Here is a 21,286-nt window from a genome sequence, read left to right as displayed (position 1 = left end):
CGCGGCGCGGTGCAACTCGGCATCGGCACGGCTGACGAATCCGCGGATTCGCGCGCGCCCGCGGCACGCGCTGCGTCCTGCCCGAAAACGGCGACGAAACGAAAGCGAACAAAAGCGAACGAGGTCAAACGAGAGCGGGCGGGAACCGTTCGCGGCCGTCCGTGACGCCGCACCGCGCTCAAGCCGGCGCGCGCCCGCCCTTCTTCGTGCGGTGCGCGTCGCCTTCGCCGGCACTTCGCTCGCGCTCGCCCGTCGAACGCTTCTCCGAGCCACGCGCCGCCGACGCGGCGCGCCCGCCCATCGTCCGCGCGAGCAGCGGGCGCAACTGTGCGAGCGTGCGCGTGTTCAGCACCTGTGCCTTCGTAAGCCAGCCGCGGCGCGCCTGATCGACGCCGATTCCGAGATGGATCAGATCCTCGCGGCGATGCGCGTCCGAATCGATCGACACGAGCACGCCGGCCTGCGCCGCCTGCCTGCACCAGACATCGGCAAGATCCAGCCGCTGCGGCTGCGCGTTCAGCTCGAGATGGCAGCCGCGCGCGCGCGCATGCTCGATCACGCGGGCGAGATCGATGTCGTATGCGTCGCGCTCGCCGAGCAGCCGTCCCGACGGATGCGCGAGGATCGTGAAATATGGATGATCCATCGCGCGCAGCACCCGCTCAGTCTGCGCCGTGCGCGACAGATCGAAACGGCCGTGCACCGCGCCGACCACCAGGTCGAGCCGCGCGAGCACGTCGTCGGGCAGATCGAGACCGCCGTCCTCGAGGATGTCGACCTCGATGCCCTTGAGCAGCACGACGCCGTCGAGCGTTTCGTTCAACCGATCGATTTCGTCGATTTGTCTCGCGAGGCGAGCGGCGTCGAGCCCGTGCGCGACGCCGAGCCGGCGCGAATGATCGGTGATCGCCAGATATTCGAGGCCGCGCCGGCTCGCCTCGAGCGCCATGTCCTTCAAGCCGTCGCGGCCGTCGGTCGCGCTCGTGTGCGCATGCAGATCGCCGCGCAGGTCCCGGCGCTCGACGAGATGCGGCAAGCGGCCTTCGCGAGCGGCTTCGATCTCGCCCTGGTTCTCGCGCAATTCGGGCGGCACCCACGCAAGGCCGATCGACGCGTAGACCGATTCCTCGGTCGCGCCCGCGATGCGCCGCTCGCCATGGAACACGCCGTATTCGTTGATCTTCAGATCGCGCGCCTGCGCGATGCGGCGCATCGCGATGTTGTGCGCCTTCGACCCGGTGAAGTAGACGAGCGCCGCGCCGAACGACGGCGGCGCGACGACGCGCAAGTCGACCTGAATTCCGCAGCGAAGCACGACGCTCGAGCGCGTGTCGCCGCTCGCGAGCACGCGCGCGACTTCGTCGTATTCGGCGAAGCGCGCCGACACCTTCGCCGGATCGCTCGCGGTCACGAGAATGTCGAGATCGCCGACCGTCTCGCGCCTGCGGCGGAAGCTGCCGGCCGCAAGCGCCTCGCTCACGCCCGGCGTCTCGCGCAGATACGTGAGGAGCGGCGTCAGATACTGCGTCGCGAACGACAGCAGGAAGCGCTGCGACTTGCGCCGCAGCCGCGCGCCGGTCGCCTCCGCGATGTGCGCCTCGGTCTTCTCGCCGAAACCCGGCAGCCCGCGAATCTTGCCGTTCTCGGCGGCCTCCTTCAGTTGCTCGAGCGTCTCGACGTGCAGCGCGTCGTGCAGCGCGCGCACGCGCTTCGCGCCGAGCCCCGGCACGCCGAGCAGCTCGACGATCGCGGGCGGCAACGCCTGGCGCAGTTGTTGCTGCAGCCCACACGTGCCCGACGTCGCAATTTCTCGCAGCTTGGCGGCGAGATCGGGGCCGATCGTCGGAATGTCGTCGAGGTTCCGGCCCTCCGAGATCATCGTTCCGATGTCGCGACCGAGCCCGCCGACCGTGCGCGCCGCGTTCCGATAGGCGCGCACGCGAAACGGATTGGCTCCCTGTATCTCGAGCAGATCGGCGATCTCAGCAAAAACCGCCGCAAAATCGGCATTGTGGATCGGCATGTTCGACCTCGCGTCACATCGGCGTCGGCGCGCGACGCAGCGCGGTCACGCCGCGCGGCCCGACGCGCAGCCGCGCAACCGCGCGCAGCCATCGCGCCTTTTCAGCTTAGACCACGACGCGCATCGGGGCCGTGCGCGGACGCCGGCGGCGGCGCATGCCGGCTGCCGGCATCGCGATCCGTCCGCTCGACGTCCGGCACGACAGGCTCAGCATAGGCAGGGCGCGGCGCGTGTCGTTGCGTTGGATCAACCGGATGCACGCCGCAAATTTCGTGCGCGCTCGCGGCAGCCGTTACGTATGATGTGCGCGTTGCTGCACGAAGCCAAGCTGTACGGAACATGCGCGCCGACCTGCGGCAAGCGACGCCGGAATCGATTCCAGAACTGGAGAATCGCATCCGCCCGGTTTCTTGTACCGTTTCACGAGGAAGCCACTGCGGCCGCCGCAACGCGCGATACCGGCCGCGATACCGGCCGCGATATCGACTTCGAATCGTGGCCGGCGAGGTTCGTCGATCCGCGATCCGCCGCGGCCAATCGTCGATCGCGCCCGAAAAAAAAACGCCGCGGCATGGGTCACTTCTGCGGATATCCCGGCGAAAATCGCGCGGCGCCCCGCCGCAGCGCGTCGTTCAACGGCTCGGAATAGAACCGGAACACGCATTGCGCGACGAGCGCCGACACGCTCACGTAAAACACCAGCCACATCGGCTTCGCGCCCGCGCCGATCGTCTCGCGCGTGACGACCTCGCGCAAGATCCCGAGCACGACGATATGGAACAGGTACAGCTCGTAGCTCCGCTGTCCGAACCAGCGAATGACGCGGGACGCGACGCGCGGCGCGCGCGCGTCGTCGCGCGCATCGTCCCTGCAGCCGTATAGCAGCACCGCCGAGCAGAATGCGACGGCAGTCACGCCCCAGACGACGTTGCGCATGATCGGCCCGCTCAGGTAGACGGCGGCGATCGCGGCGGCGGCGGCCGTCCGAAGCGCCCGGCTCCAGCCGCGCGGAAGCGGGCGAAACGGCAGCAGCGCCGCGCAGCATCCCATCGCGATCGCGTCGAAGCACGACACGTAGCCGTACAGCGCGACAATTTCGTCCTGCGCATGCAGGCTTCGGTAAAGAGGACCGGCGACGATCGGCACGCACAGGAACGCGACGATGCGGCGCCGGCGGCGCAGCACCAGGCAGAGGATCGGAAACGCAAGATAGAACACCTCCTCGACCGACAGCGACCACAGAATATTCATCGCGTAATTGAAATAGCCGACCTTCGCCATCAGCACGTTGTGCCAGAACGTCAGCACCGACAGCACCGCGACAAACGTGCTCGCGGTGTCCGGTTTGTCGACGAACGATCGCAGGCCGAGCGAGCCGAGCGCCACGATCGCGACGAGGACGAGCGCGAGGCTCGGCAAGATCCGCGACGCGCGATACGCGTAGAACGTCGCCGGCTCGATCGCGCCGAGCGAGCCGAAGCGCCGGATCGACGTCGACGTGATCAGGAACCCGGACGCGGCGAAAAACATCGTGACGCCGTAATTGCCGTTTCGCGCGACGGCCTTGATCGCGTCCGACAGAAACGGCGAATCGATCGGCGTGACGTTCAGCCGGTACGTCAGATGGAAATGCAGGATCAGCACGAGCAGGATCGCGATGCCGCGCATCAGGTCGACGCCGTCGCTTCTTGTTTTCGATTCCATTGCTTCCGGATTCCATGCAGGTGTCGGCCGGCTTGCCGCGTGCGCCGGTTTTCTTCGATTTTTTCGGACTGCCACGAACCTGAACGCCGCCGCCGCACCGGCGCGCGCACGCCGAATCGCCTGCGTGATCACGCGCGTCGCCTGGATGCGATACGTTGCGATCGACGCCGAGCCCTCGTTCGAGGCGTCGAGAATCTTCATCCAGCAGGATTGAAAAAACGACCGTTTCAATTCCAATAATTTTGATGAGGAAAATTCCCTATCCCACTGTAATTGCTAACGTAATAGGCCGTTACTATAATCGTTCCAAAGCGGCAATCCAATAATTGGGGCGTCATGAAAACGACACCGTTTTCCTCGTTGAAAGCGATGTGCAGAACCGTACTTCGTCGATCGAAGTGGGCGGCGTTGCCGATCGCCCTCGCGTCCGCACTCGCCGTCCCGTCGTTCGACGCGCACGCGAATTCCGCCGTGCCGAAGCGGCATCCCGCCACGTCCGTGTTCATCAGGAAAGCGAGCTTTCATCCGCAATCGGCTCATGCGCCGCTCGCCACGCACCACGTAAAGGCCGGCCGCTACCGGCTGGCGAGCGGCGTGCACCGCATCGCGTTCTCGCCGCGCGCGCCGCTCGGCGCTCGCCCGTTCGAGCCGCGCGGCACGTCGCAACCGTTCGGACTCCGTTCGAACATCGCCTACATGATCGACCAGCACACCGGCGAAACGCTGTTCGAGCGAAATGCGCAATCAGTCGTGCCGATTGCGTCGGTGACGAAGCTGATGACCGCGATGGTCGTGCTCGATTCGAAGGCGCCGCTCGACGAGCGGATCGAAGTGACCGACGACGATCGCGACCAGGACAAGTTCACCGGCTCGCGCCTCGCGATCGGCTCGGCGCTGAGCCGCGACGACATGCTTCACATCGCGCTGATGGCGTCCGAGAATCGCGCGGCGGCGGCGCTGTCGCGCTACTACCCCGGCGGCCGCCCGGCATTCGTCGAAGCGATGAACCAGAAAGCGCGATCGCTCGGCATGGTCGACACGCATTTCGAGAATCCGACCGGGCTGTCGAAATACAACATGTCGACCGCGCGCGATCTCGCGAAGATGGTCGAGGCGGCTTATCGATATCCGCTGATCCGCGACTATTCGACCGATCTGAAATACGAGGTCGACACGGGCCTGCGCACGCTCTACTACCACAGCACGAACATCCTGCTGCGCGACGCGGGCTGGAACATCGGCGTGCAGAAGACGGGCTATATCAAGGAGTCCGGCATTTGTCTCGTGATGCAGACGACGATCGACGGGCGCGATGTCGTGATGGTGCTGCTGGATTCCGCCGGGCGTCATTCCGATTTCTTCGACGCCGCGCGGCTGCGCGCGATGCTGACGACGGGCGGCGCGCGCGTGACGGAAGCGAATTCGGCGAGCGGCGGCTGAGCCGGGGCGCGGAGCGCCGGAACGAGCGGGGCAGCGGGTTCGTCACGGGCGCGGTTCGCGAGTCGGCGCCCGGCGGCGAAACCGTTTCGTGACCGTGACGCGCGTCGCGCGGAACCGAACGATGCGGCGAGCGCGCCGCGCACCGCCGCTCAACGCGCTTCGGCAATGCCGCCGCATGCGCGAGCGCCGGCTCGCGCAATCCACGTTCGCCGCCCTGCGGCAGCCCGCTCCGATCGCCCTTCCGCTCGCGTTCCCCAACAGCCGGCCGCTCGCGCGTCTCACGCGCTCTTGCCGCGCCCGTCGAACGTCGCCCTGAATTGCGCGGCGAACCGGTCGACCTGATCGGCCGGCAGATGATTGACGCCCGCCGCGCGCTTTCGCCCGCCGCCCGTTGCGAAGCCTCGGCAAAAATCGTCCGCCCCGATCGCGTCGTTCTCGGGCACGCGCACGCTGACGACGTAGCCGCCGTCCGTCCTCGGACTCAGAATCGCCAGCGCGCACGCCGGATGCTCGCGCATGAGCTCGTTCGCGAGTACGCCGGTCACGCGGCGCGCCCAGCGCTCGGACGGCAGCACGAGCATCATCGCGCGGGACGTCGCCACCTCCGGGCGCACCGCGCGCGCTCGGCCCAGATCGTCTTCGTAACCGTCGCTCAGCACGCGCAGCACGTCGGTTCCGTCGATGAAGCCGAGTGGGTCCGCGAACGGCTGCATCGTCTCCGCCAATGCCGCGGGATCGAAATGCAGATCGTCGACGCGCTCGCCATATGCGTTGTAATTCAGGCACCGGCCGAGCCGCGCGTATTGCTCGAGCGCCGCCGGCTCGACGCGATGCGCGCGCGCAAGCGCTTCGCCGAGTTGCGGCAGCGCGTCGCCGAACGCCGCAACGATTGCCCAGCGCGCGTGACGCCCGTTCAGGAATCGGTCGACGATCGCGCTCGTGCAGACGTCGGCGGCGGTGTCGATGTACGCGTGGAAATTCGGATGGTCGGGCAGCGCGCCCGCGAAGTGGTGATCGAAGTAGCGCAGCCGCGCACCGGCCGCGAGCAGCCGCTCGACGTCCGCGCGGTTCTGGTCGTGCGACACGTCGAGAACCGTGATCTCGTCGCCGGCGGCGGCCGACACGCGGTCCAGCAATCGAACGTCCCGCTTGACGCCCGTCACGAGCGTTCCGCCCGGCCCTTCGGCAAGACGCAGCTGCTGCAGCGCGCACAGGCCGTCCGCGTCGCCATTGAAGGCGAAGATCCGCGCGGGCGGCGGACGGCCGGCGTCGCGGCTCGCCGCGCCGTCCGCCGTTTCGTGGAGGGCCGCTTGCGGGCCTCGATGCCCGCCGCGTGCGATTCCGAAATTCGACATGGGTCTCCAGAAAGCGATCGATCGGTGTTCGAAGTGCTTCGCCGGGATGAAGCGTGGCCTATGCATGAAGTGACGAGGAGGGCCCCGTTCGACGTTCGACGTTCGACGTCAGGCTTCGGCTTCGGCTTCGGCTTCGGCTTCGGCTTCGGCTTCGGCTTCGGCAGGCCGATTATCCCTGCTCGATGCTCGAAGCGCGATGCGCGCACTCACAGTTCATCGCGCCTCGCATGACGAATCGAAGCGCCGCGATTGTATCGTTTCGCCGTCGATCAACCGCTTCGCTGCACGAAACGCTGCACCGCTACGTCGCGCGCCGCGTGCCTCGCCGGCCGCGCCGCACGGCCAGCCACCGCCGCGACCACGACCTCGCCTCCGCCTCGACCAACGCCGGCCCCGTCACGCCACTGCCCGCGCAACGCCCGTTGTCCGCCGCGCTCGAAGCTTCATCTTAGGCCTGCGCCCGATCCGAACCAAGCCCGCGTCAAGACGCAAAGGGCGCGCGGCCGGCCGCCTCTTCCGCCAGCCGTCTCCGGCCTCCATTCGCTCATGCAGCCGTCGGCGTCTCCGTCAAATACGGCGCGACATGTCCCATCGCCCGCGACACATACGCCTCCTTCTCGCCGACCGGCGCGACGTAATGCAGCGCACGCTCCGCGGCTTCCCGCCCGTCGAGGCGCGCGATGACCCACGCGGCCAGGTACTGCGACGCGAGGCAACCGCCAGCCGTCGCAACGTTGCCGCGCGCGAAGAACGGCTGATTCAGCACGTCGACGCCGGCCTCCTGCGCCCACGGCTTCGTCGTGAGATCGGTGCACGCCGGCAAGCCGTCGAGCACCCCGAGCTGCGCGAGCACGAGCGTGCCCGAGCATTGCGCGCCGAGTAGCTGCCGCGACGGATCGAGCCGCAGTTGCGCGAGCAGCGCGTCGTCGGCCACGACTTCGCGCGTGCGCACGCCGCTGCCGACGAGCACCGCATCGGCGTCGCTCGCGTCGCGCAGCGACGCCTGCGCGTCGATCTCGACGCCGTTCATCGACCTCACGCGCGCGGTCGGGCTCGCGATCGACACGCGCCAGCCCCGCGTCTTCACACAGTTGAGAATGCCGAGCGCGATCAGCGAATCGAGCTCGTTGAAGCCTTCGAAAGTGAGAATGGCGATATGCATGAAGTCGTCTCCGTCAGTGATCGATTGCGACGACGCATCGTATGCCCGATAATCACTACAATCAAATAATTGTCATGGATACATCGGCATGGCCCGCGCCCGTTACAAACGCCTCGTCGACGCACTTGCCTCCGACATTCGCTCGGGCCGCCTGCCGCCCGGCACGCGCCTGCCGACCCATCGCAAGCTCGCGGCCGCAGAAGGGCTCGCGCTCGTCACAGCCACGCGCGTCTACGCGGAACTCGAAGCGATGGGGCTCGTCAGCGGCGAAGCCGGCCGCGGCACGTTCGTGCGGGAAACCGCGCTGCCGCGCGGGCTCGGCGTCGACCAGCACGCGGCCGCCTCCGGCGTCGTCGATCTCGGCTTCAACTATCCGTCGCTGCCCGAGCAGACCGAGCTGCTGCGAAGCGCGCTGCGGCAGCTCGCATCGTCGGGCGACCTCGATGCGCTGCTGCGCTACCAGCCGCACGGCGGGCGGTGGCACGAGCGCGCCTCCGTCGCGCGCCATCTCGCGTGCCGCGGGCTGTCGGTCGACGCCGAGCAGGTGACGATCGTGAGCGGGGCTCAGCACGGGCTCGCCGTGACGGCGATGGCGCTGTTGCAGCCCGGCGATGTCGTCGCCGCCGACGCGCTGACCTATCCGGGCTTCAAGGTCGTCGCGAACGCGCAGCGCCTCGAGCTCGCGCCGATTCCGGCGTCCGGCCAGGGCCCCGACCTCGACGCGCTCGCGCGGCTGTGCGAAACGCGTCGGGTGCGCGCGGTGTACACGATGCCGACGCTGCACAATCCGCTCGGCTGGGTGATGAGCGCGCATCGCAGGCGGCGGCTCGTCGCGATCGCGCGCCACCACGGGCTGATGATCATCGAGGACGCCGCGTACGCGTTTCTCGCCGGCGATCCGCCCGCGCCGATCGCGGCGCTCGCGCCGGAGGCGACCGTCTACGTGTCCGGGCTGTCGAAGAACGTCGCGACCGGGCTGCGCGTCGGTTTCGTCGCGGCGCCCGCGCAGTGGGTGCCGGCGATCGAGCGCGCGATCCGCGGCACCACGTGGAACACGCCCGGCGTGATGACGGCGATCGCATGCGGCTGGCTCGACGACGGAACCGTCGCGCGCCTCGAGGCCGACAAGCGCCGCGACGCGGCGGCGCGGCAGGCCATCGCGACCGACGCGCTCGCGGGGCTGCGCTGCGTTCGTCATCCGGCATCGTATTTCGTGTGGCTGCCGCTCGCCGACGAAGCGCGGGCCGATCAGGTCGCGATGGCGCTGATGCGCGAGCAGGTGTCGGTGTCGACCGCCGAGCCGTTCGCGACGTCCGCGCACGTGCCGCATGCGATCCGCGTCGCGCTCGGGTCCGTCGATCCGGAAACGCTGCGCGACGCGCTGCGCAAGGTGAGGCGAATCATCGGCGAATATTCTTTTTAGGACCCGGAAGAGCGCCGGACGGAACGGCGGTCGGGCCGACAAAGCACGCGCCGGTCGCGGATACGCGAGCGACCGCCGCACCGTGCGAACACTTGACCGCGCGGCGACGAACGCGATCGGAAGCGGCCCCGAACCGCCCGGCGGCCAGCGCCTTTGCCTTTGCCTTTGCCTTTGCCTTTGCCGTCTGCCGTTTGCCGTTTGCCGTTTGCCGCGCTGCCGTGACGATCGGCGAGAGACGCCTGTTCAGGCGCGCGGCCCGGCGGTCGGTTCGCCGTCGTCTCGGGAACACGCCAGCCGGTTCAGCCGAGCGGGAAAACTTCGGTAACGCGCGGCTTCGTCGGCACACCCGAGCGGCGCTGGGCCGAAGACGATCAAGCCACAATGAGAAGAGGAGCGATTGAATGGCGGCTCACCGCTTGGATCGGTGTCCCGCTTCCGGGCCGCTTGTGTCTGGGCCGCCATTCAATCGCCCCTCTTCTCATTGCCTGCCCGCACGCAAACTCAGCATGCGCTCGCCGGCCGAGCCCACGACGAAGCGCGCCCGCCTCGCGCGCGCCGCGTGTGCCTACAACGCTTCCTCGATGCGCTGCTCGCCGGTCTCGCGAACCGAGAGCGCGTCGCCGATCGCATAGAAGTGGCCGCCCGCGACGTGATGCAGGCTCCGCCACGCCGGCTCCGCTTGTTCGAATTGCCAATGCCCGTCCTTGAACGCGCGCGTATCGGACCATGCGGCTACGACCTCGCCGATGAACAGGTCGTAGGCCTGCTGGTTATGCGGCTCCGGCACGAGCCTGCACGCGAGCCACGCGGAGCAGCCCGCGACGAAAGGCACGTCGTGGCCGTCGATCGAAAACAGCTGCACGCCGGCACGCTGCAGCTTGTCCGGCTGGTCCGACAGGCTATGGCTGCCGACCTCGTGCGTAAGTCGCAACTGCGCCGCCGTCGGCACCTGGACGACGAAGCCACCGCCCTTCTCGATGAGCTCGCGCGTTTTCGTCGCCTTGTCGAGCACCACCGTCAGCTTCGGCGGCGAGAAATCCAGCGCGCACGCCCATGCCGCCGCCATTACGTTGTCCACGCCGTCGTGGCGCGCGGACACGAGCACCGTCGGACCGTGATTGATGAGTCGATAAGCTTTTTTCAGCTCGACCGCAGCGATATGACTGTCCATTCAGACTCCACAAAGAGAATTGCCACGGGATGATGCCGGGCGGGTTGCAACCGTTCGGACGTGATCGATTCGCCGACGCCGCGTGCTTGGCGCCGCGCGCCTCACGCCACATACCTCATGCCACACGCTGCGCACCGCACGCCGCGCGCCCGGAGCGCGTTGCTTGCCATGCGTCGCCGATGCGCCGACGGCCTCGCTTCGATGCGGTCGCCATGCGCATCGCATCCATCGCTTCCAACCTCGCCTGCGCCGCCCAAGCGACGGCGGCGAGCCGACCGACATGCACTTGCAAGCGCGGCGCGACGCAACGGCCACCGATCGGCTCGACGATGCGTCTTTCGACGCCGACGCCGACGCCCGTAACCCGTAACCCATCGCTCATCGTCCATCGCCCGACGACTACCGGCAGCGCTCGCACAAGCGCAAGGATAGCGTTCGTTAGCCGTCTTCGCTGACGGCGCCCGTGGCGCGCAAGCGCCACCGGCCGACGTTCGGGCCGACGTGCGTGGCGGTCAGGTCAATCGATCGGACGCCACGACATGCCCGCCCGGCTCCGGAACCAGCGCCGCCTCGATCAGTGCGCGGGCGATCCGCGGCGCCGGGTTGATCCGCCAGCCGCGCGGCAGCAGCGGCCCGAGCAGCGTCAGCGCGAGCACCGCGGCCCGCTCGCCGGCGCGAAACTCGCCGCGCTGCCCACCGATCAGCCCCGGCCGCACTGCGGTGAATGAAGCGAAGCCGAGACCGGCCAGATCCCGCTCCAGTTCGCCCTTCACGCGGTTGTAGAAGAAGCGCGACGACGGATCGGCGCCGACGGCCGAATTGAGCACGTAGGTCGGCGTGCCGTGCTGCCGCGCGATGCGCGCGACCGCGAGCGGATAGTCGTGATCGACGCGCCTGAACGCGGGCCGGGAGCCCGCGGCGCGCATCGTCGTGCCGAGCGTGCAGATCACCGCGTCCGCGCGCCACCACGGCGCGTCGTCGGGCAGGCGATCGAAGTCGACGCGCGGCGCGTGCAGCTTCGGATGTGCAGGCAGCGCGCGGCGCGCGAGCGCCACCACGCCGTCGACACGCGGATCGGCAAGCGCCAGGTCCAGCACGTGTCGGCCGACGAGCCCGGTCGATCCGACGAGAAGCAGCTTCATCCTGAATTCCTCGGTGCGTGGCGTGCATCGGCGACGACGGCGGCCTTGCCACATCGCCCGGCGATTCTCTTGCCGGGCGGCTGGCCATGCCGTCGCCCGTCGCGCCGATGCATTCCGTTCCGTTGCTCGAACGCCCGGCGCGAAGCCGGACGACCGTTCCAGGTGTTCGTGTCCGTTGCCGCCCGGACGATCGACGCCAGAAACGCAGGATAAGGGATTTTGAACTGTGTGCAGCGATTCGGATCGAACGTCGAAAATCGGCCGGCAAGTCCTGCGCGAGCCGTATCGAGAAGAACGGCATCGCCGCGATTTCGCCGATCGAAAGCGGCTTGCGCCGGCGAATCTGCGGCGCGAGCGAAAGAGATCAAGATCGATCGCGCCAAGCGCCTCGACGTTGTGGCGAATCGACAAGCGAAAGCCCAACGAGTTCGCACGTTGATTGACCATTGCCGACGCGCGCGCAACGCGCTCACAATCGAAACGGATCGGCGCGCGGTTGCCTTGCGCATGATACGAGCGCCGGATGCTCGGCTCGGCCGCCGCACGGGACAACTTCCGCTATCTTGCAGCGGCGACGTAGCCGCCGCCGAACCAAAACGATTGTTCCCTGCCTGGCGGGCCGTCGTCCGTCGGCATCCGAACGCATTCGACAACGCGCGGGATTCACACGACATGGCTATCCCACAAACCAGGCAGGAATTGCTGGATGCGATCCGCACCACTTACGAAAAGCTGGCGGCGGACCTTGCCGGCGTGCCGCCGGAACGCGCACGTGAGGCTACCCTGGAAGGCCACGCACGAGGCACGCGGATGAGCGCGGCCGATCTGGTGGCCTACCTGATCGGCTGGAACCAGTTGGTGCTGAAATGGTGCGACGCCAGCGCGCACGGCCGGCCGGTGGATTTTCCCGATACCGGGTACAAGTGGAACGAACTGGGGCGCCTGGCACAGACGTTCTATGCCGATCATGCCCATGACGACTATCCCGCCTTGCTGCACCGGTTCGCCGACGTGCACGCGCGCATCGTGTCGCTCGTCGAGCGGGAAACCGACGAATCTCTGTATGGCGCGCGCTGGTACGAGAAATACACACTGGGACGGATGATCCAATTCAATACGTCGTCGCCGTATGCCAATGCGCGCGCGCGTTTGCGCAAGTGGAAGAAAGCCCATGGGATCACCTGACGGCGAATTTCTCGGAAGGTCGCGGCCGGCATGGGCTGCTGCAATGCGATGCAGATTTTCGACATCGAACGATACGACGCCCCCGTTTCCGACATGTTTTACGCCCGTCACCGCGAAAGTCGTCGTGCGCCGTTTTGGCGGAATCGCCATGCCGAGCCACGCGACCGCGCGCCTTCGTCACCGCAAGCGCTTCAAGGCTCCGAAGCTCCGTGAACAAGTGATGAACGAACAGCTGCCCATCGCCGGAATGTTCGTCATTCAAAATTTCGCTCATTCCGCTCAGTCCGGCTCCCCCGAATTCGAACGCGCTATCTCGCACACGATTCCAAAAAAGCGCCGCCCCAGCGACGAAATCATCAAGCAAAACAACATCCTCGATTAACGCCACATCTCACCCACCCGCACCCGAATTCCTCTCCGCGTCGAATTGACCTGCGGCGGGATTTTGTAGCCAATCAGGCAGTGAGTTTCGCGTCGATATTATCGGAATCCAACCAGGCTCGACGGACCGTGGCCGGAGGTTGATAGCGATGCGCGCTATGGGGCCGGCGCTCGTTGTAGAACTGCCGCCAGCGTTCGATGAGTACCTTGGCCTCGGCACGGCTGCGGAACCATTCCCGGTTCAGCAATTCGTCACGCAGCTTGCCGTTAAAGCTCTCGACGAACCCGTTTTGCCACGGACTGCCAGGCGCGATGAAGGCCGGACCGATTGCAGCGTCTCGCAGCCAGCGCATGACCTTGGCAGCAGTAAATTCAGCGCCGTTGTCAGACCGAACGAATGCAGGCTTGCCGTACAGCCGCATCAGTCGCGACAGCGTCAAGATCACATCCTGCGACCGCAAGCTGGCACCGACTTCGATCGCCAGGCATTCGCGAGTGTATTCATCGATCACGCAAAGCATCTTCAACGCCCGCCCGTCGCCGCGTCGACGGGGACTGCACTCTACGGCCTCTCGTCCCTCCCCCTCAGCAGCTACGCGGCGGCTGCGTCTATCGTGTTGTCGGTCTTCTACATATGGGGCTCACTGCCCCGAGTCGCACGGACTGCCGTAGCGCTCAAGCGCGGCGTGCTCGATAAGGACTGGTCACCTTGTTCCGACCTTCGGTTCACGGGAGCTTGGCAGCCTCAAGCGAAACGATTTCCGGGACTGGCTGGACAAGATGGAATGTACAAACAAACGTCTTGCCAACATCCAGAGTGTTGTACGAAAGGCACTCGAAGACGCGGTACAGGATGAGTTGTTGACCGCCAATCCCCTCCACGGGTGGACATACCGGAAGAAGGAGGCACCGAAGGAGGAGGACGACGTAGACCCATTCACTGCGGACGAGCAACGGGAAATTGTCGCAGCCATGCCTCCACAGGCGGCAAATATGTTTCGGTTCGCGTTTTGGACCGGGCTACGTACTTCGGAGCTTGTCGCGCTCAATTGGACGGACATCGATTGGAAGCGCGGCGTGATAGTCGTCAAACGGGCATTGACCCAGACCGCAAAGGAGGCAGAGGACACGAAGACACGTTCAAGTCGCCGGGAGGTAAAGCTCTTGCCGCCTGCCATGTCTGCGCTAGTCGCCCAAAAGGCTCACACGTATCTACAAGGCCGGGAAGTATTCCAGGACCCGCGAAACGATGCTCGATGGTCCGGGGACTCCCCCATCCGGATAGTGTGGACTCGGGGACTAAAGAAGGCACAGGTCAGGTACAGAAAGCCTTACCAGACACGCCATACATACGCATCTATGATGCTCTCCGCTGGGGAGCATCCAATGTGGGTAGCTCGCCAAATGGGCCATTCGAACCAGAACACAACCGTTCGAATCTACGCTAGGTGGATGCCTACGGCGGACCCCGATGCGGGCGGAAAAGCAGTGGAGAAGTTTGCGGAATCGACGTTGCGATTAAGTTGCGATTCCGTACAGAAAACAGCAGGAAATCAAGGCAATTAATCGCCACCCGCCTCGCCAAGTACTTGAATTATAAAGGAATTCTGGCGGAGAGAGGGGGATTCGAACCCCCGATAGGCTTTCACCTATACACGCTTTCCAGGCGTGCGACTTAAACCACTCATCCATCTCTCCGGAAGACGGCAAGTATAGCAAATTCCGGAACCGCACCGCCACCCCTTGGCAAAACCCGCGTCACGGATGCCGGATGTAGTCGACGAGCGCGTTCGTATAGGCGTCCGGCCGCCGATCCAGCAGGCTCACGGCGATCGCCGTCGCAAACCCGGCCGGCACGCCGAACACGCCGGAACTGATCGGCTCGATGCCGAACCAGCTCGGTCCCGCAAAGCCCGTGATCTGCGTGAAGAGCGGATACGTCGACACGATGTAATAAACGCATACGCCCAGCCCCGTCACCATCCCCGCCACCGCGCCGCGCGTCGTCGTGCGCTTCCAGAACACGCCGAGCACGAGCACCGGGAAAAAGCTCGATGCCGCGAGCGAAAACGCCGCCCCGACGAGAAACAGGATCTTCCCGGTATTCAGCGACGCGACATACGACGCGAACAGCGCGACGCCGAGCAGCAGCACCTTCGAAATCGTCACGCGCCGCTGGCTCGACGCGTCGGGCGCGACCATGTGGTAGTAGACGTCGTGCGACAGCGCGTTCGCGATCGTCAGCAGCAGCCCGTCCGCCGTCGACAGCGCCGCGGCAAGCGCGCCCGCCGCGATCAGCCCCGACACGACGTACGGCAGCCCCGCAATCTCCGGCGCCGCGAGCACGACGATGTCGGGCTGCATCTGGATCTCGGACCAGTGGACGATGCCGTCGCGCAATTGATCGACGACGCTGATGAGCCCCGGCTCGAATCGATGCCATTGCGTGATCCATGCGGGCAGATCGGCGAACGGCCGCCCCACCAGGTTCGTCAGGATCTCGTATTTGATCAGCACCGCGAGCACCGGCACCGTCAGGTAGAACAGCGCGATGAAGAACAACGTCCAGCCGACCGAGCGCCGCGCGGATGCGACCGACGTCGTCGTGTTGTAGCGCGTCAGGATGTGCGGCAGGCTCGCCGTGCCGAGCGACAGGCACAGCAGCAGCGCGAGGAAGTTGCGCTCGCGCGGCCGGCGGTCGTCGTCGCTCGCGGCCGGAAACGGCTCGTGCATCGGCACCGGATCGGCCGCGCGCGCGAGCAGATCGTCGCGCGCCTGCTCCCACGCAATCCGCGCCGCCGCCGAATCGCGCGGAAATTCGGCGAGCTCGCGCTCGCGCTGGTTGATCTCGCGCAGCGGCCCGTTGTGCCGGCGCAGCGCGGCCACTTCTGCCACGAGCCGCGCGCGCGCGTCGTCGTACGACGCCGGCAGCCTATCGAGCTGCGCCTGGATCTCGGCCGCCTGCCGGCGATACGCGTCGCGCACCTGCCGCTCCTGCGGCGCGTCGCGCATCTGCGCCTCGAGCTTTTCGGCGCGCGACATCAGATGGCCGTAATTGAACTGCGGCACGGGCCCGAGGCCGTTCTTCATCGAGATCAGCGAAACCGGCAGCAGGAACGCGATGATCAGGATGATGTACTGCGCGACCTGCGTCCACGTGACCGCGCGCATCCCGCCGAGAAACGAGCAAACGAGAATCCCCGCCAGTCCGCAGAAGATGCCGATCGAGAAATCGACGCCGATGAAGCGCGTCGCGATGAGGCCGATGCCCTGTATCTGCGCGACGAGGTAGACGAACGAGCACAGGATCGCGGCGATCGCCGCAAGCGCCCTCACGAGCGTGCTCGAGAAGCGCGTGCCGAGGAAATCGGGAATCGTGTAGCGCGCGAGCTTGCGCACGTAAGGCGCGAGCAGGAACGCGACAAGGCAGAAGCCGCCCGTCCAGCCCATCAGGTACGCGAGCGCGTCGTAGCCGGTCGCGTACAGCGAGCCCGCGAGGCCGATGAACGAGGCGGCGGAGAGCCAGTCGGCGGCGGTCGCCATGCCGTTGAACGCGGACGGCACGCGCCGCCCGGCGACGTAGTATTCGACGAGATCCGACGTTCGCGACAGCAGCCCGATCACCGCATACACCGCGATCGGCACGAACAGGAACACGTAGCCGATCCACACGCCCGGTCCGGTCGCGCGCTCGATCCGCCAGAGCAGCAGCACGAACGCGACGAAGCCGATCGTGTATAGCGCATACGCCCGAACCAGCCGATTCGTCAGCATGCGTCGGCGTCCGTCGGATGCGGATGGGCGTCGTCACGCTTCGCCTCGCCCGCACACGCGTCGTAGTCGCGCCGCAGGATTCGGTCGGCGCGCTGCATCAGCACGATGTAGACGGCGATCAACGCGAGATAGACGAGAATCGCGCCTTGCGCGCCGACGTAGAACGGCAGGCTGAAACCGGCGAAGCGCAGAGGCTCGAGCGCCGGCGCGAAGAGCGGCACGATGAACGATACGATGCAGCCGATCGTCATCAACACAGCGATCAGCGCGACGTTGAAACGCCAGTAGCGCGCGTGTGCGCGCGCGAGCCGTGCCGGCACGAACGGCGGCTCGGCGGTATGCGTCGGCGTCGGCGAAGAAGAACCTGAAGAAGAAGCGGCCATGCGCTTGTGTAACAAAAAGCCCCTGCGCGGGCAATCGGGATTGCCGCGCAGGGGCTCGCGCGGCGCGCACTCAATCGCACGCCGCGCGCCGCACGCGTTTAGCGCACTTCGGCGAGCTGTTCGAGGATCGCGGGGTTCTCGAGCGTCGACGTGTCCTGCGTGATCGCCTCGCCCTTCGCGAGCGAGCGCAGCAGGCGCCGCATGATCTTGCCCGAGCGCGTCTTCGGCAGGTTGTCGCCGAAGCGGATGTCCTTCGGCTTCGCGATCGGCCCGATCTCCTTGCCGACCCAGTCGCGCAGCGCCTTCGCGAGCGTGGCCGCCTCTTCGCCTTCCGGACGCGAGCGCTTGAGCACGACGAACGCGACGACCGCCTCGCCCGTCGTGTCGTCCGGCCGGCCGACGACCGCCGCTTCCGCGACGAGCTCGTGCGACACGAGCGCCGACTCGATCTCCATCGTGCCGAGCCGGTGTCCGGACACGTTCAGCACGTCGTCGATGCGGCCCATGATCGTGAAGTAGCCGGTTTCCTTGTCGCGCACGGTGCCGTCGCCCGCCAGATACAGGCTGCCGCCGAGCTCGGCGGGGTAGTAGCTCTTCTTGAAGCGGTCCGGGTCGCCCCAGATCGTGCGCGCCAGCGCCGGCCACGGGCGCTTGACGACGAGAATGCCGCCCTGCCCGTTCGGCACGTCCTGCCCCGTTTCGTCGACGACGGCGGCCATGATGCCCGGCAGCGGCAGCGTGCACGAGCCCGGCACGGTCGGCGTCGCGCCGGGGAGCGGCGTGATCATGTGGCCGCCCGTTTCGGTCTGCCACCACGTATCGACGATCGGGCAGCGTTCCTGGCCGACGTGCTTGTGATACCAGATCCACGCTTCCGGATTGATCGGCTCGCCGACCGTGCCGATGATGCGCAGGCTCGACAGATCGTAGCTCTTCGGATGCACGTGGACGTCGGCTTCGGCGGCCTTGATCAGCGAGCGGATCGCGGTCGGCGCGGTGTAGAACACGGACACCTTGTGGTCGCCGATCATCTTCCAGAAGCGGCCGGCGTTCGGATACGTCGGCACGCCCTCGAACACGACTTGCGTCGCGCCCACGGCGAGCGGGCCGTACGTGATGTACGAGTGGCCCGTGACCCAACCGATGTCGGCCGTGCACCAGAACACGTCGGTCGGCTTCCAGTCGAACGTCCATTTCATCGTCTGCGCGGCCCACAGCAGGTAGCCGCCCGTGCTGTGCTGCACGCCCTTCGGCTTGCCGGTCGAGCCGGACGTATACAGGATGAAGAGCGGATGCTCGGCGCCGACCCACTCGGGCTCGCACTGGTCGGCCTCGTTCGCGACGATTTCGTGCATCCAGACGTCGCGGCCTTCGTGCCAGTCGACCCGGCCGCCCGTGCGGCGATAGACGACGACGGTCTTCACCGCGTCGCAGCCGCCCATCGCGAGCGCCTCGTCGGCGATGCTCTTGAGCGGCAGCGTCTTGCCGCCGCGCATCTGCTCGTCGGCGGTGACGAGCGCGGTCGCGCCGACGTCGACGATGCGCTCGTGCAGCGATTTCGACGAAAAGCCGCCGAACACGACCGAGTGCGTCGCGCCGATCCGCGCGCACGCCTGCATCGCGACGATGCCCTCGACCGACATCGGGATGTAGATGACGACGCGGTCGCCGCGGCCGACGCCGCGCCTCTTCAGCGCGTTCGCGAAGCGCGAGACGCGCGCGAGCAGATCGGCGTAGGTGACGCGCGTGACGGTGCCGTCGTCGGCCTCGAAGATCACCGCGACGCGCTCGCCGAGGCCGGCGGCGACGTGGCGGTCGAGACAGTTGTACGACGCGTTCAGCTCGCCGTCCTCGAACCACTTGTAGAACGGCGCGTTCGTCTCGTCGAGCACCTTGCCGAACGGCTTGCGCCATTCGAGCGTCTCGCGCGCGAGGCGCGCCCAGAATCCTTCGTAATCGCGCTCAGCCTCTTCGACGAGCGCCCGATAAGCCGCCATGCTGGAAATGGCCGCCGCCTTCTCCACTGCGGCGGGCGGCGCGAACTGGCGGCGTTCGTGCAGAACCGATTCAATCGCAGACATCGACTACCCCTTGGTGAACATGGAATCCACTACACACTACATGCCGGCGCGATCGGGCGCGCCGTGTCTAATTCGGCGCGCAATGCGCCTGTCTCCCACCCTGCGCACCGCATGCGGCTCACGCGGCGCGCGATGCTGCATCGCACCACGCCAACCGGCCGCGGCGAAGCGATGCAGACGTTTCACGATAAGCGCCGGAACTTACCCGTCACTTACGCGACGAGCGCGCCGATGCTGCTTTACGCTAGCTTTCACGCGACCCTACAATGCTAACTAACTCGTCGCCCGGATTCCAGCTTGAATCGCTACGCCCTCTTTCTCATCGTGTCGATGTTGCTCGTCGGCAGCAACGTCGGCATCGGCAAATCGATCGTCGCCTTCGTTCCCGTCGCCATTCTCGCCACGCTGCGCTTCGTCATCGCGAACGCGGTGCTCTGGCCGCTCTTCAGCCCGGTCAAGATGCGCACCGTCAAGCGCGGCGAGTGGCTGAACCTGTTCCTGCAGGCGTTCTTCGGCACGTTCATGTTCACGCTGCTGATGCTCAACGGCGTGCAGCGCACGAGCGCCGTCGCGGCGGGCGTCATCACGAGCACGATTCCGGCCGTCGTCGCGCTGTTCGCGTGGCTCTTCCTGCGCGAGAAACCGAACGGGCGTGCGCTCGTGTCGATCGCGCTCGCGATCGTCGGCGTCGTGACGATCAATCTCGCGAACAGCGGCGCGAGCGAAGGCGGCGGCCACGCGAGCTCGCTCTCGGGCAATCTGCTGATGCTCGGCGCGGTCTGCTGCGAGTCGATCTACGTGATCCTGTCGCGGCGCCTCACGCAAACGCTCGCGCCGATCGACATCTGCGCGTACACGCACCTGTTCGGCCTGCTGCTGATGCTGCCGCTCGGCGCGGGCGCGCTCTGGCATTTCGACTACGCGAGCGTGCCGGCGGGCATCTGGGCGCTCGTCGTCTGGTACGGCCTGTCGGCGAGCATCTTCTCGTTCTGGCTGTGGATGAAGGGCATCCGCCACGTGCCGGGCAGCCTCGCCGGCGTGTTCAGCGCGGTGCTGCCGATCTCGGCCGCGATTTACGGCATCCTGTTCCTCGGCGAACGGCCGACGCTCGCGCACGGCTTCGCGCTCGCGTGCGTGGTGACGGGGATCGTGCTCGCGAGCCTGCGCGTGCGGCGCTCGCCGCCCGTCTCGCCCTGAGCGAGCGCCGCGCGGGCGGCGCGCCGTCCGTGCGACGAAGCACCTTTACCGCTGCAAGCGCACCGCGCACACACCGCACCACACGACATTCGCACCGCGCACGCGCTCGGCGCGCCGCCGGCGGGCGCGTCGAGCGCGCCTGGCCGCGATGCTGCGCCGCTGCAAGCGGTCCGGCCGACGCGTTACAATAACGCGCTTTTTTTCAAAAACGTTCCATATCCCCGCGTCCCCGCTTCGCCCGACCATGTCCGCCGCCCCAACCGATCCGCGCCCCGCCCGCCCGGCCCGCCGCAAGATGCGCCCGCTGCCCGCCGTCATCTTCATGAGCCGCTGGCTGCAAGTGCCCCTTTATCTGGGCCTGATCGTCGCGCAGGCGATCTACGTGTTCCTGTTCCTGAAGGAAGTCTGGCACCTGCTGTCGCACGCGGCCGGCCTCGACGAGACAAACATCATGCTCGCCGTGCTCGGCCTGATCGACGTGGTGATGATCTCGAACCTGCTCATCATGGTGATCGTCGGCGGATATGAAACGTTCGTGTCGCGCCTCGGCGTCGAGGGCCACCCCGACGAACCGGAATGGCTCGACCACGTGAACGCGGGCGTGCTGAAAGTGAAGCTGTCGATGGCGCTCATCAGCATCTCGTCGATCCACCTGCTGAAGACGTTCATCAATCCGGACCAGCACACGGTGCACGCGATCATGTGGCAGGTGCTGATCCACGTCGCGTTCCTCGTGTCGGCGCTCGTGATGGCATGGGTCGACCGCCTGACGACGCACACGCACCCCGAGCATTACCACGAAGCGCCGGCGCAGCCGTCGGCGCCGCGCGAGCCGGCGCAACAGTCGGCCTGAGTCGATTCCCAT

At 66.7% G+C, this 21,286-nt stretch carries 17 protein-coding genes, 1 tRNA gene and 1 pseudogene; 8 read left to right on the top strand and 11 right to left on the bottom strand.

Annotation, left to right across the window (positions count from 1 at the left end; genetic code table 11):
* Nucleotides 1-178 precede the first annotated feature (178 nt).
* Nucleotides 179-2,023, bottom strand: coding sequence for a DNA polymerase/3'-5' exonuclease PolX (polX, locus tag X946_RS13135; protein WP_038748208.1), 1,845 nt, complete (start codon nucleotides 2,021-2,023; stop codon nucleotides 179-181).
* Between polX and X946_RS33775 the strand changes: the two genes are divergently transcribed.
* On the top strand, nucleotides 2,022-2,672 hold the full coding sequence (locus X946_RS33775) for a hypothetical protein (protein WP_152611711.1): 651 nt from the start codon (nucleotides 2,022-2,024) through the stop codon (nucleotides 2,670-2,672). The genes polX and X946_RS33775 overlap by 2 nt on opposite strands.
* Here X946_RS33775 and X946_RS13130 read toward each other — a convergent pair.
* Nucleotides 2,600-3,727: an acyltransferase family protein gene (locus X946_RS13130; protein WP_038748253.1), complete on the bottom strand. Its 1,128-nt coding sequence runs from the start codon at nucleotides 3,725-3,727 to the stop codon at nucleotides 2,600-2,602. The two genes, X946_RS33775 and X946_RS13130, sit on opposite strands and share 73 nt — an antisense overlap.
* A 336-nt stretch (nucleotides 3,728-4,063) precedes the next feature.
* Between X946_RS13130 and X946_RS13125 the strand changes: the two genes are divergently transcribed.
* Nucleotides 4,064-5,167: a serine hydrolase gene (locus X946_RS13125; RefSeq protein ID WP_161788664.1), complete on the top strand. Its 1,104-nt coding sequence runs from the start codon at nucleotides 4,064-4,066 to the stop codon at nucleotides 5,165-5,167.
* Between the two features lie 278 nt (nucleotides 5,168-5,445).
* Here X946_RS13125 and X946_RS13115 read toward each other — a convergent pair whose 3' ends face one another.
* A complete protein-coding gene (locus tag X946_RS13115; protein WP_081989553.1) occupies nucleotides 5,446-6,522 on the bottom strand; it encodes an acetyltransferase in 1,077 nt (358 codons plus the stop codon).
* Between the two features lie 544 nt (nucleotides 6,523-7,066).
* On the bottom strand, nucleotides 7,067-7,684 hold the full coding sequence (locus tag X946_RS13110) for a DJ-1/PfpI family protein (protein WP_038748202.1): 618 nt from the start codon (nucleotides 7,682-7,684) through the stop codon (nucleotides 7,067-7,069).
* 88 nt (nucleotides 7,685-7,772) lie between these two features.
* Between X946_RS13110 and X946_RS13105 the strand changes: the two genes are divergently transcribed.
* Nucleotides 7,773-9,107, top strand: coding sequence for an aminotransferase-like domain-containing protein (locus X946_RS13105; RefSeq protein ID WP_038748200.1), 1,335 nt, complete (start codon nucleotides 7,773-7,775; stop codon nucleotides 9,105-9,107).
* Between the two features lie 565 nt (nucleotides 9,108-9,672).
* Here X946_RS13105 and X946_RS13100 read toward each other — a convergent pair.
* Complete coding sequence (locus X946_RS13100) at nucleotides 9,673-10,278, bottom strand: flavin reductase family protein (protein WP_038748198.1); 606 nt, start codon at nucleotides 10,276-10,278, stop codon at nucleotides 9,673-9,675.
* 512 nt (nucleotides 10,279-10,790) lie between these two features.
* A complete protein-coding gene (locus tag X946_RS13095) occupies nucleotides 10,791-11,420 on the bottom strand; it encodes an NAD-dependent dehydratase (protein WP_038748196.1) in 630 nt (209 codons plus the stop codon).
* A 228-nt stretch (nucleotides 11,421-11,648) separates the two neighbouring features.
* Here X946_RS13095 and X946_RS36685 point away from each other — a divergent pair, with 228 nt between their 5' ends.
* Entirely contained in the window at nucleotides 11,649-12,605 is a 957-nt protein-coding gene (locus X946_RS36685) for a ClbS/DfsB family four-helix bundle protein (RefSeq protein ID WP_326929479.1), read from the top strand.
* Complete coding sequence (locus X946_RS33755; RefSeq protein WP_152611709.1) at nucleotides 12,592-12,987, top strand: hypothetical protein; 396 nt, start codon at nucleotides 12,592-12,594, stop codon at nucleotides 12,985-12,987. Before X946_RS36685 ends, X946_RS33755 begins: the two co-directional genes overlap by 14 nt.
* Before the next feature lie 73 nt (nucleotides 12,988-13,060).
* Here the strand turns inward: X946_RS33755 and X946_RS13075 are convergent.
* Nucleotides 13,061-13,546: pseudogene (locus X946_RS13075) on the bottom strand (integrase core domain-containing protein); the annotation flags it as partial.
* Between the two features lie 220 nt (nucleotides 13,547-13,766).
* On the opposite strand from X946_RS13075, the gene X946_RS31075 reads away from it, so the two are divergent.
* On the top strand, nucleotides 13,767-14,552 hold the full coding sequence (locus X946_RS31075) for a site-specific integrase (protein ID WP_226383188.1): 786 nt from the start codon (nucleotides 13,767-13,769) through the stop codon (nucleotides 14,550-14,552).
* Between the two features lie 42 nt (nucleotides 14,553-14,594).
* Here X946_RS31075 and X946_RS13065 read toward each other — a convergent pair.
* The 4 genes from X946_RS13065 to acs form a co-directional block, all read right to left on the bottom strand.
* A tRNA-Ser gene (locus X946_RS13065) sits at nucleotides 14,595-14,684 on the bottom strand.
* 60 nt (nucleotides 14,685-14,744) lie between these two features.
* Complete coding sequence (locus X946_RS13060; protein WP_038748188.1) at nucleotides 14,745-16,760, bottom strand: VC_2705 family sodium/solute symporter; 2,016 nt, start codon at nucleotides 16,758-16,760, stop codon at nucleotides 14,745-14,747.
* Nucleotides 16,754-17,080: a DUF4212 domain-containing protein gene (locus tag X946_RS13055; protein ID WP_038748186.1), complete on the bottom strand. Its 327-nt coding sequence runs from the start codon at nucleotides 17,078-17,080 to the stop codon at nucleotides 16,754-16,756. Before X946_RS13055 ends, X946_RS13060 begins: the two co-directional genes overlap by 7 nt.
* Before the next feature lie 161 nt (nucleotides 17,081-17,241).
* Complete coding sequence (gene acs, locus X946_RS13050; RefSeq protein ID WP_038748184.1) at nucleotides 17,242-19,224, bottom strand: acetate--CoA ligase; 1,983 nt, start codon at nucleotides 19,222-19,224, stop codon at nucleotides 17,242-17,244.
* Nucleotides 19,225-19,521: 297 nt separating this feature from the next.
* Here acs and X946_RS13045 point away from each other — a divergent pair, with 297 nt between their 5' ends.
* Nucleotides 19,522-20,421: a DMT family transporter gene (locus X946_RS13045; RefSeq protein WP_038748182.1), complete on the top strand. Its 900-nt coding sequence runs from the start codon at nucleotides 19,522-19,524 to the stop codon at nucleotides 20,419-20,421.
* Nucleotides 20,422-20,665: 244 nt separating this feature from the next.
* Nucleotides 20,666-21,274 (top strand): TIGR00645 family protein, encoded by a 609-nt coding sequence (locus X946_RS13040; RefSeq protein ID WP_038748180.1) that lies wholly within the window; start codon nucleotides 20,666-20,668, stop codon nucleotides 21,272-21,274.
* Nucleotides 21,275-21,286 lie beyond the last annotated feature (12 nt).

The organism is Burkholderia sp. ABCPW 111 (assembly GCF_000773065.1).
GTDB lineage: Bacteria > Pseudomonadota > Gammaproteobacteria > Burkholderiales > Burkholderiaceae > Burkholderia > Burkholderia savannae.
Note: the sequence above shows the minus strand (reverse complement) of the source record. Positions and strands in the feature narration are given on the sequence as shown.

Coding starts and splice junctions, on each gene's coding strand:
- X946_RS13130 (WP_038748253.1), bottom strand. CDS start 3,727: ATGGAATCGAAAACAAGAAGCGACGGCGTCGACCTGATGCGCGGCATC.
- X946_RS13125 (WP_161788664.1), top strand. CDS start 4,064: ATGAAAACGACACCGTTTTCCTCGTTGAAAGCGATGTGCAGAACCGTA.
- X946_RS33755 (WP_152611709.1), top strand. CDS start 12,592: ATGGGATCACCTGACGGCGAATTTCTCGGAAGGTCGCGGCCGGCATGG.
- X946_RS13110 (WP_038748202.1), bottom strand. CDS start 7,684: ATGCATATCGCCATTCTCACTTTCGAAGGCTTCAACGAGCTCGATTCG.
- X946_RS13105 (WP_038748200.1), top strand. CDS start 7,773: ATGGCCCGCGCCCGTTACAAACGCCTCGTCGACGCACTTGCCTCCGAC.
- X946_RS13060 (WP_038748188.1), bottom strand. CDS start 16,760: ATGCTGACGAATCGGCTGGTTCGGGCGTATGCGCTATACACGATCGGC.
- X946_RS13040 (WP_038748180.1), top strand. CDS start 20,666: ATGTCCGCCGCCCCAACCGATCCGCGCCCCGCCCGCCCGGCCCGCCGC.
- polX (WP_038748208.1), bottom strand. CDS start 2,023: ATGCCGATCCACAATGCCGATTTTGCGGCGGTTTTTGCTGAGATCGCC.
- X946_RS13095 (WP_038748196.1), bottom strand. CDS start 11,420: ATGAAGCTGCTTCTCGTCGGATCGACCGGGCTCGTCGGCCGACACGTG.
- acs (WP_038748184.1), bottom strand. CDS start 19,224: ATGTCTGCGATTGAATCGGTTCTGCACGAACGCCGCCAGTTCGCGCCG.
- X946_RS31075 (WP_226383188.1), top strand. CDS start 13,767: ATGGAATGTACAAACAAACGTCTTGCCAACATCCAGAGTGTTGTACGA.
- X946_RS13100 (WP_038748198.1), bottom strand. CDS start 10,278: ATGGACAGTCATATCGCTGCGGTCGAGCTGAAAAAAGCTTATCGACTC.
- X946_RS33775 (WP_152611711.1), top strand. CDS start 2,022: ATGTTCGACCTCGCGTCACATCGGCGTCGGCGCGCGACGCAGCGCGGT.
- X946_RS13115 (WP_081989553.1), bottom strand. CDS start 6,522: ATGTCGAATTTCGGAATCGCACGCGGCGGGCATCGAGGCCCGCAAGCG.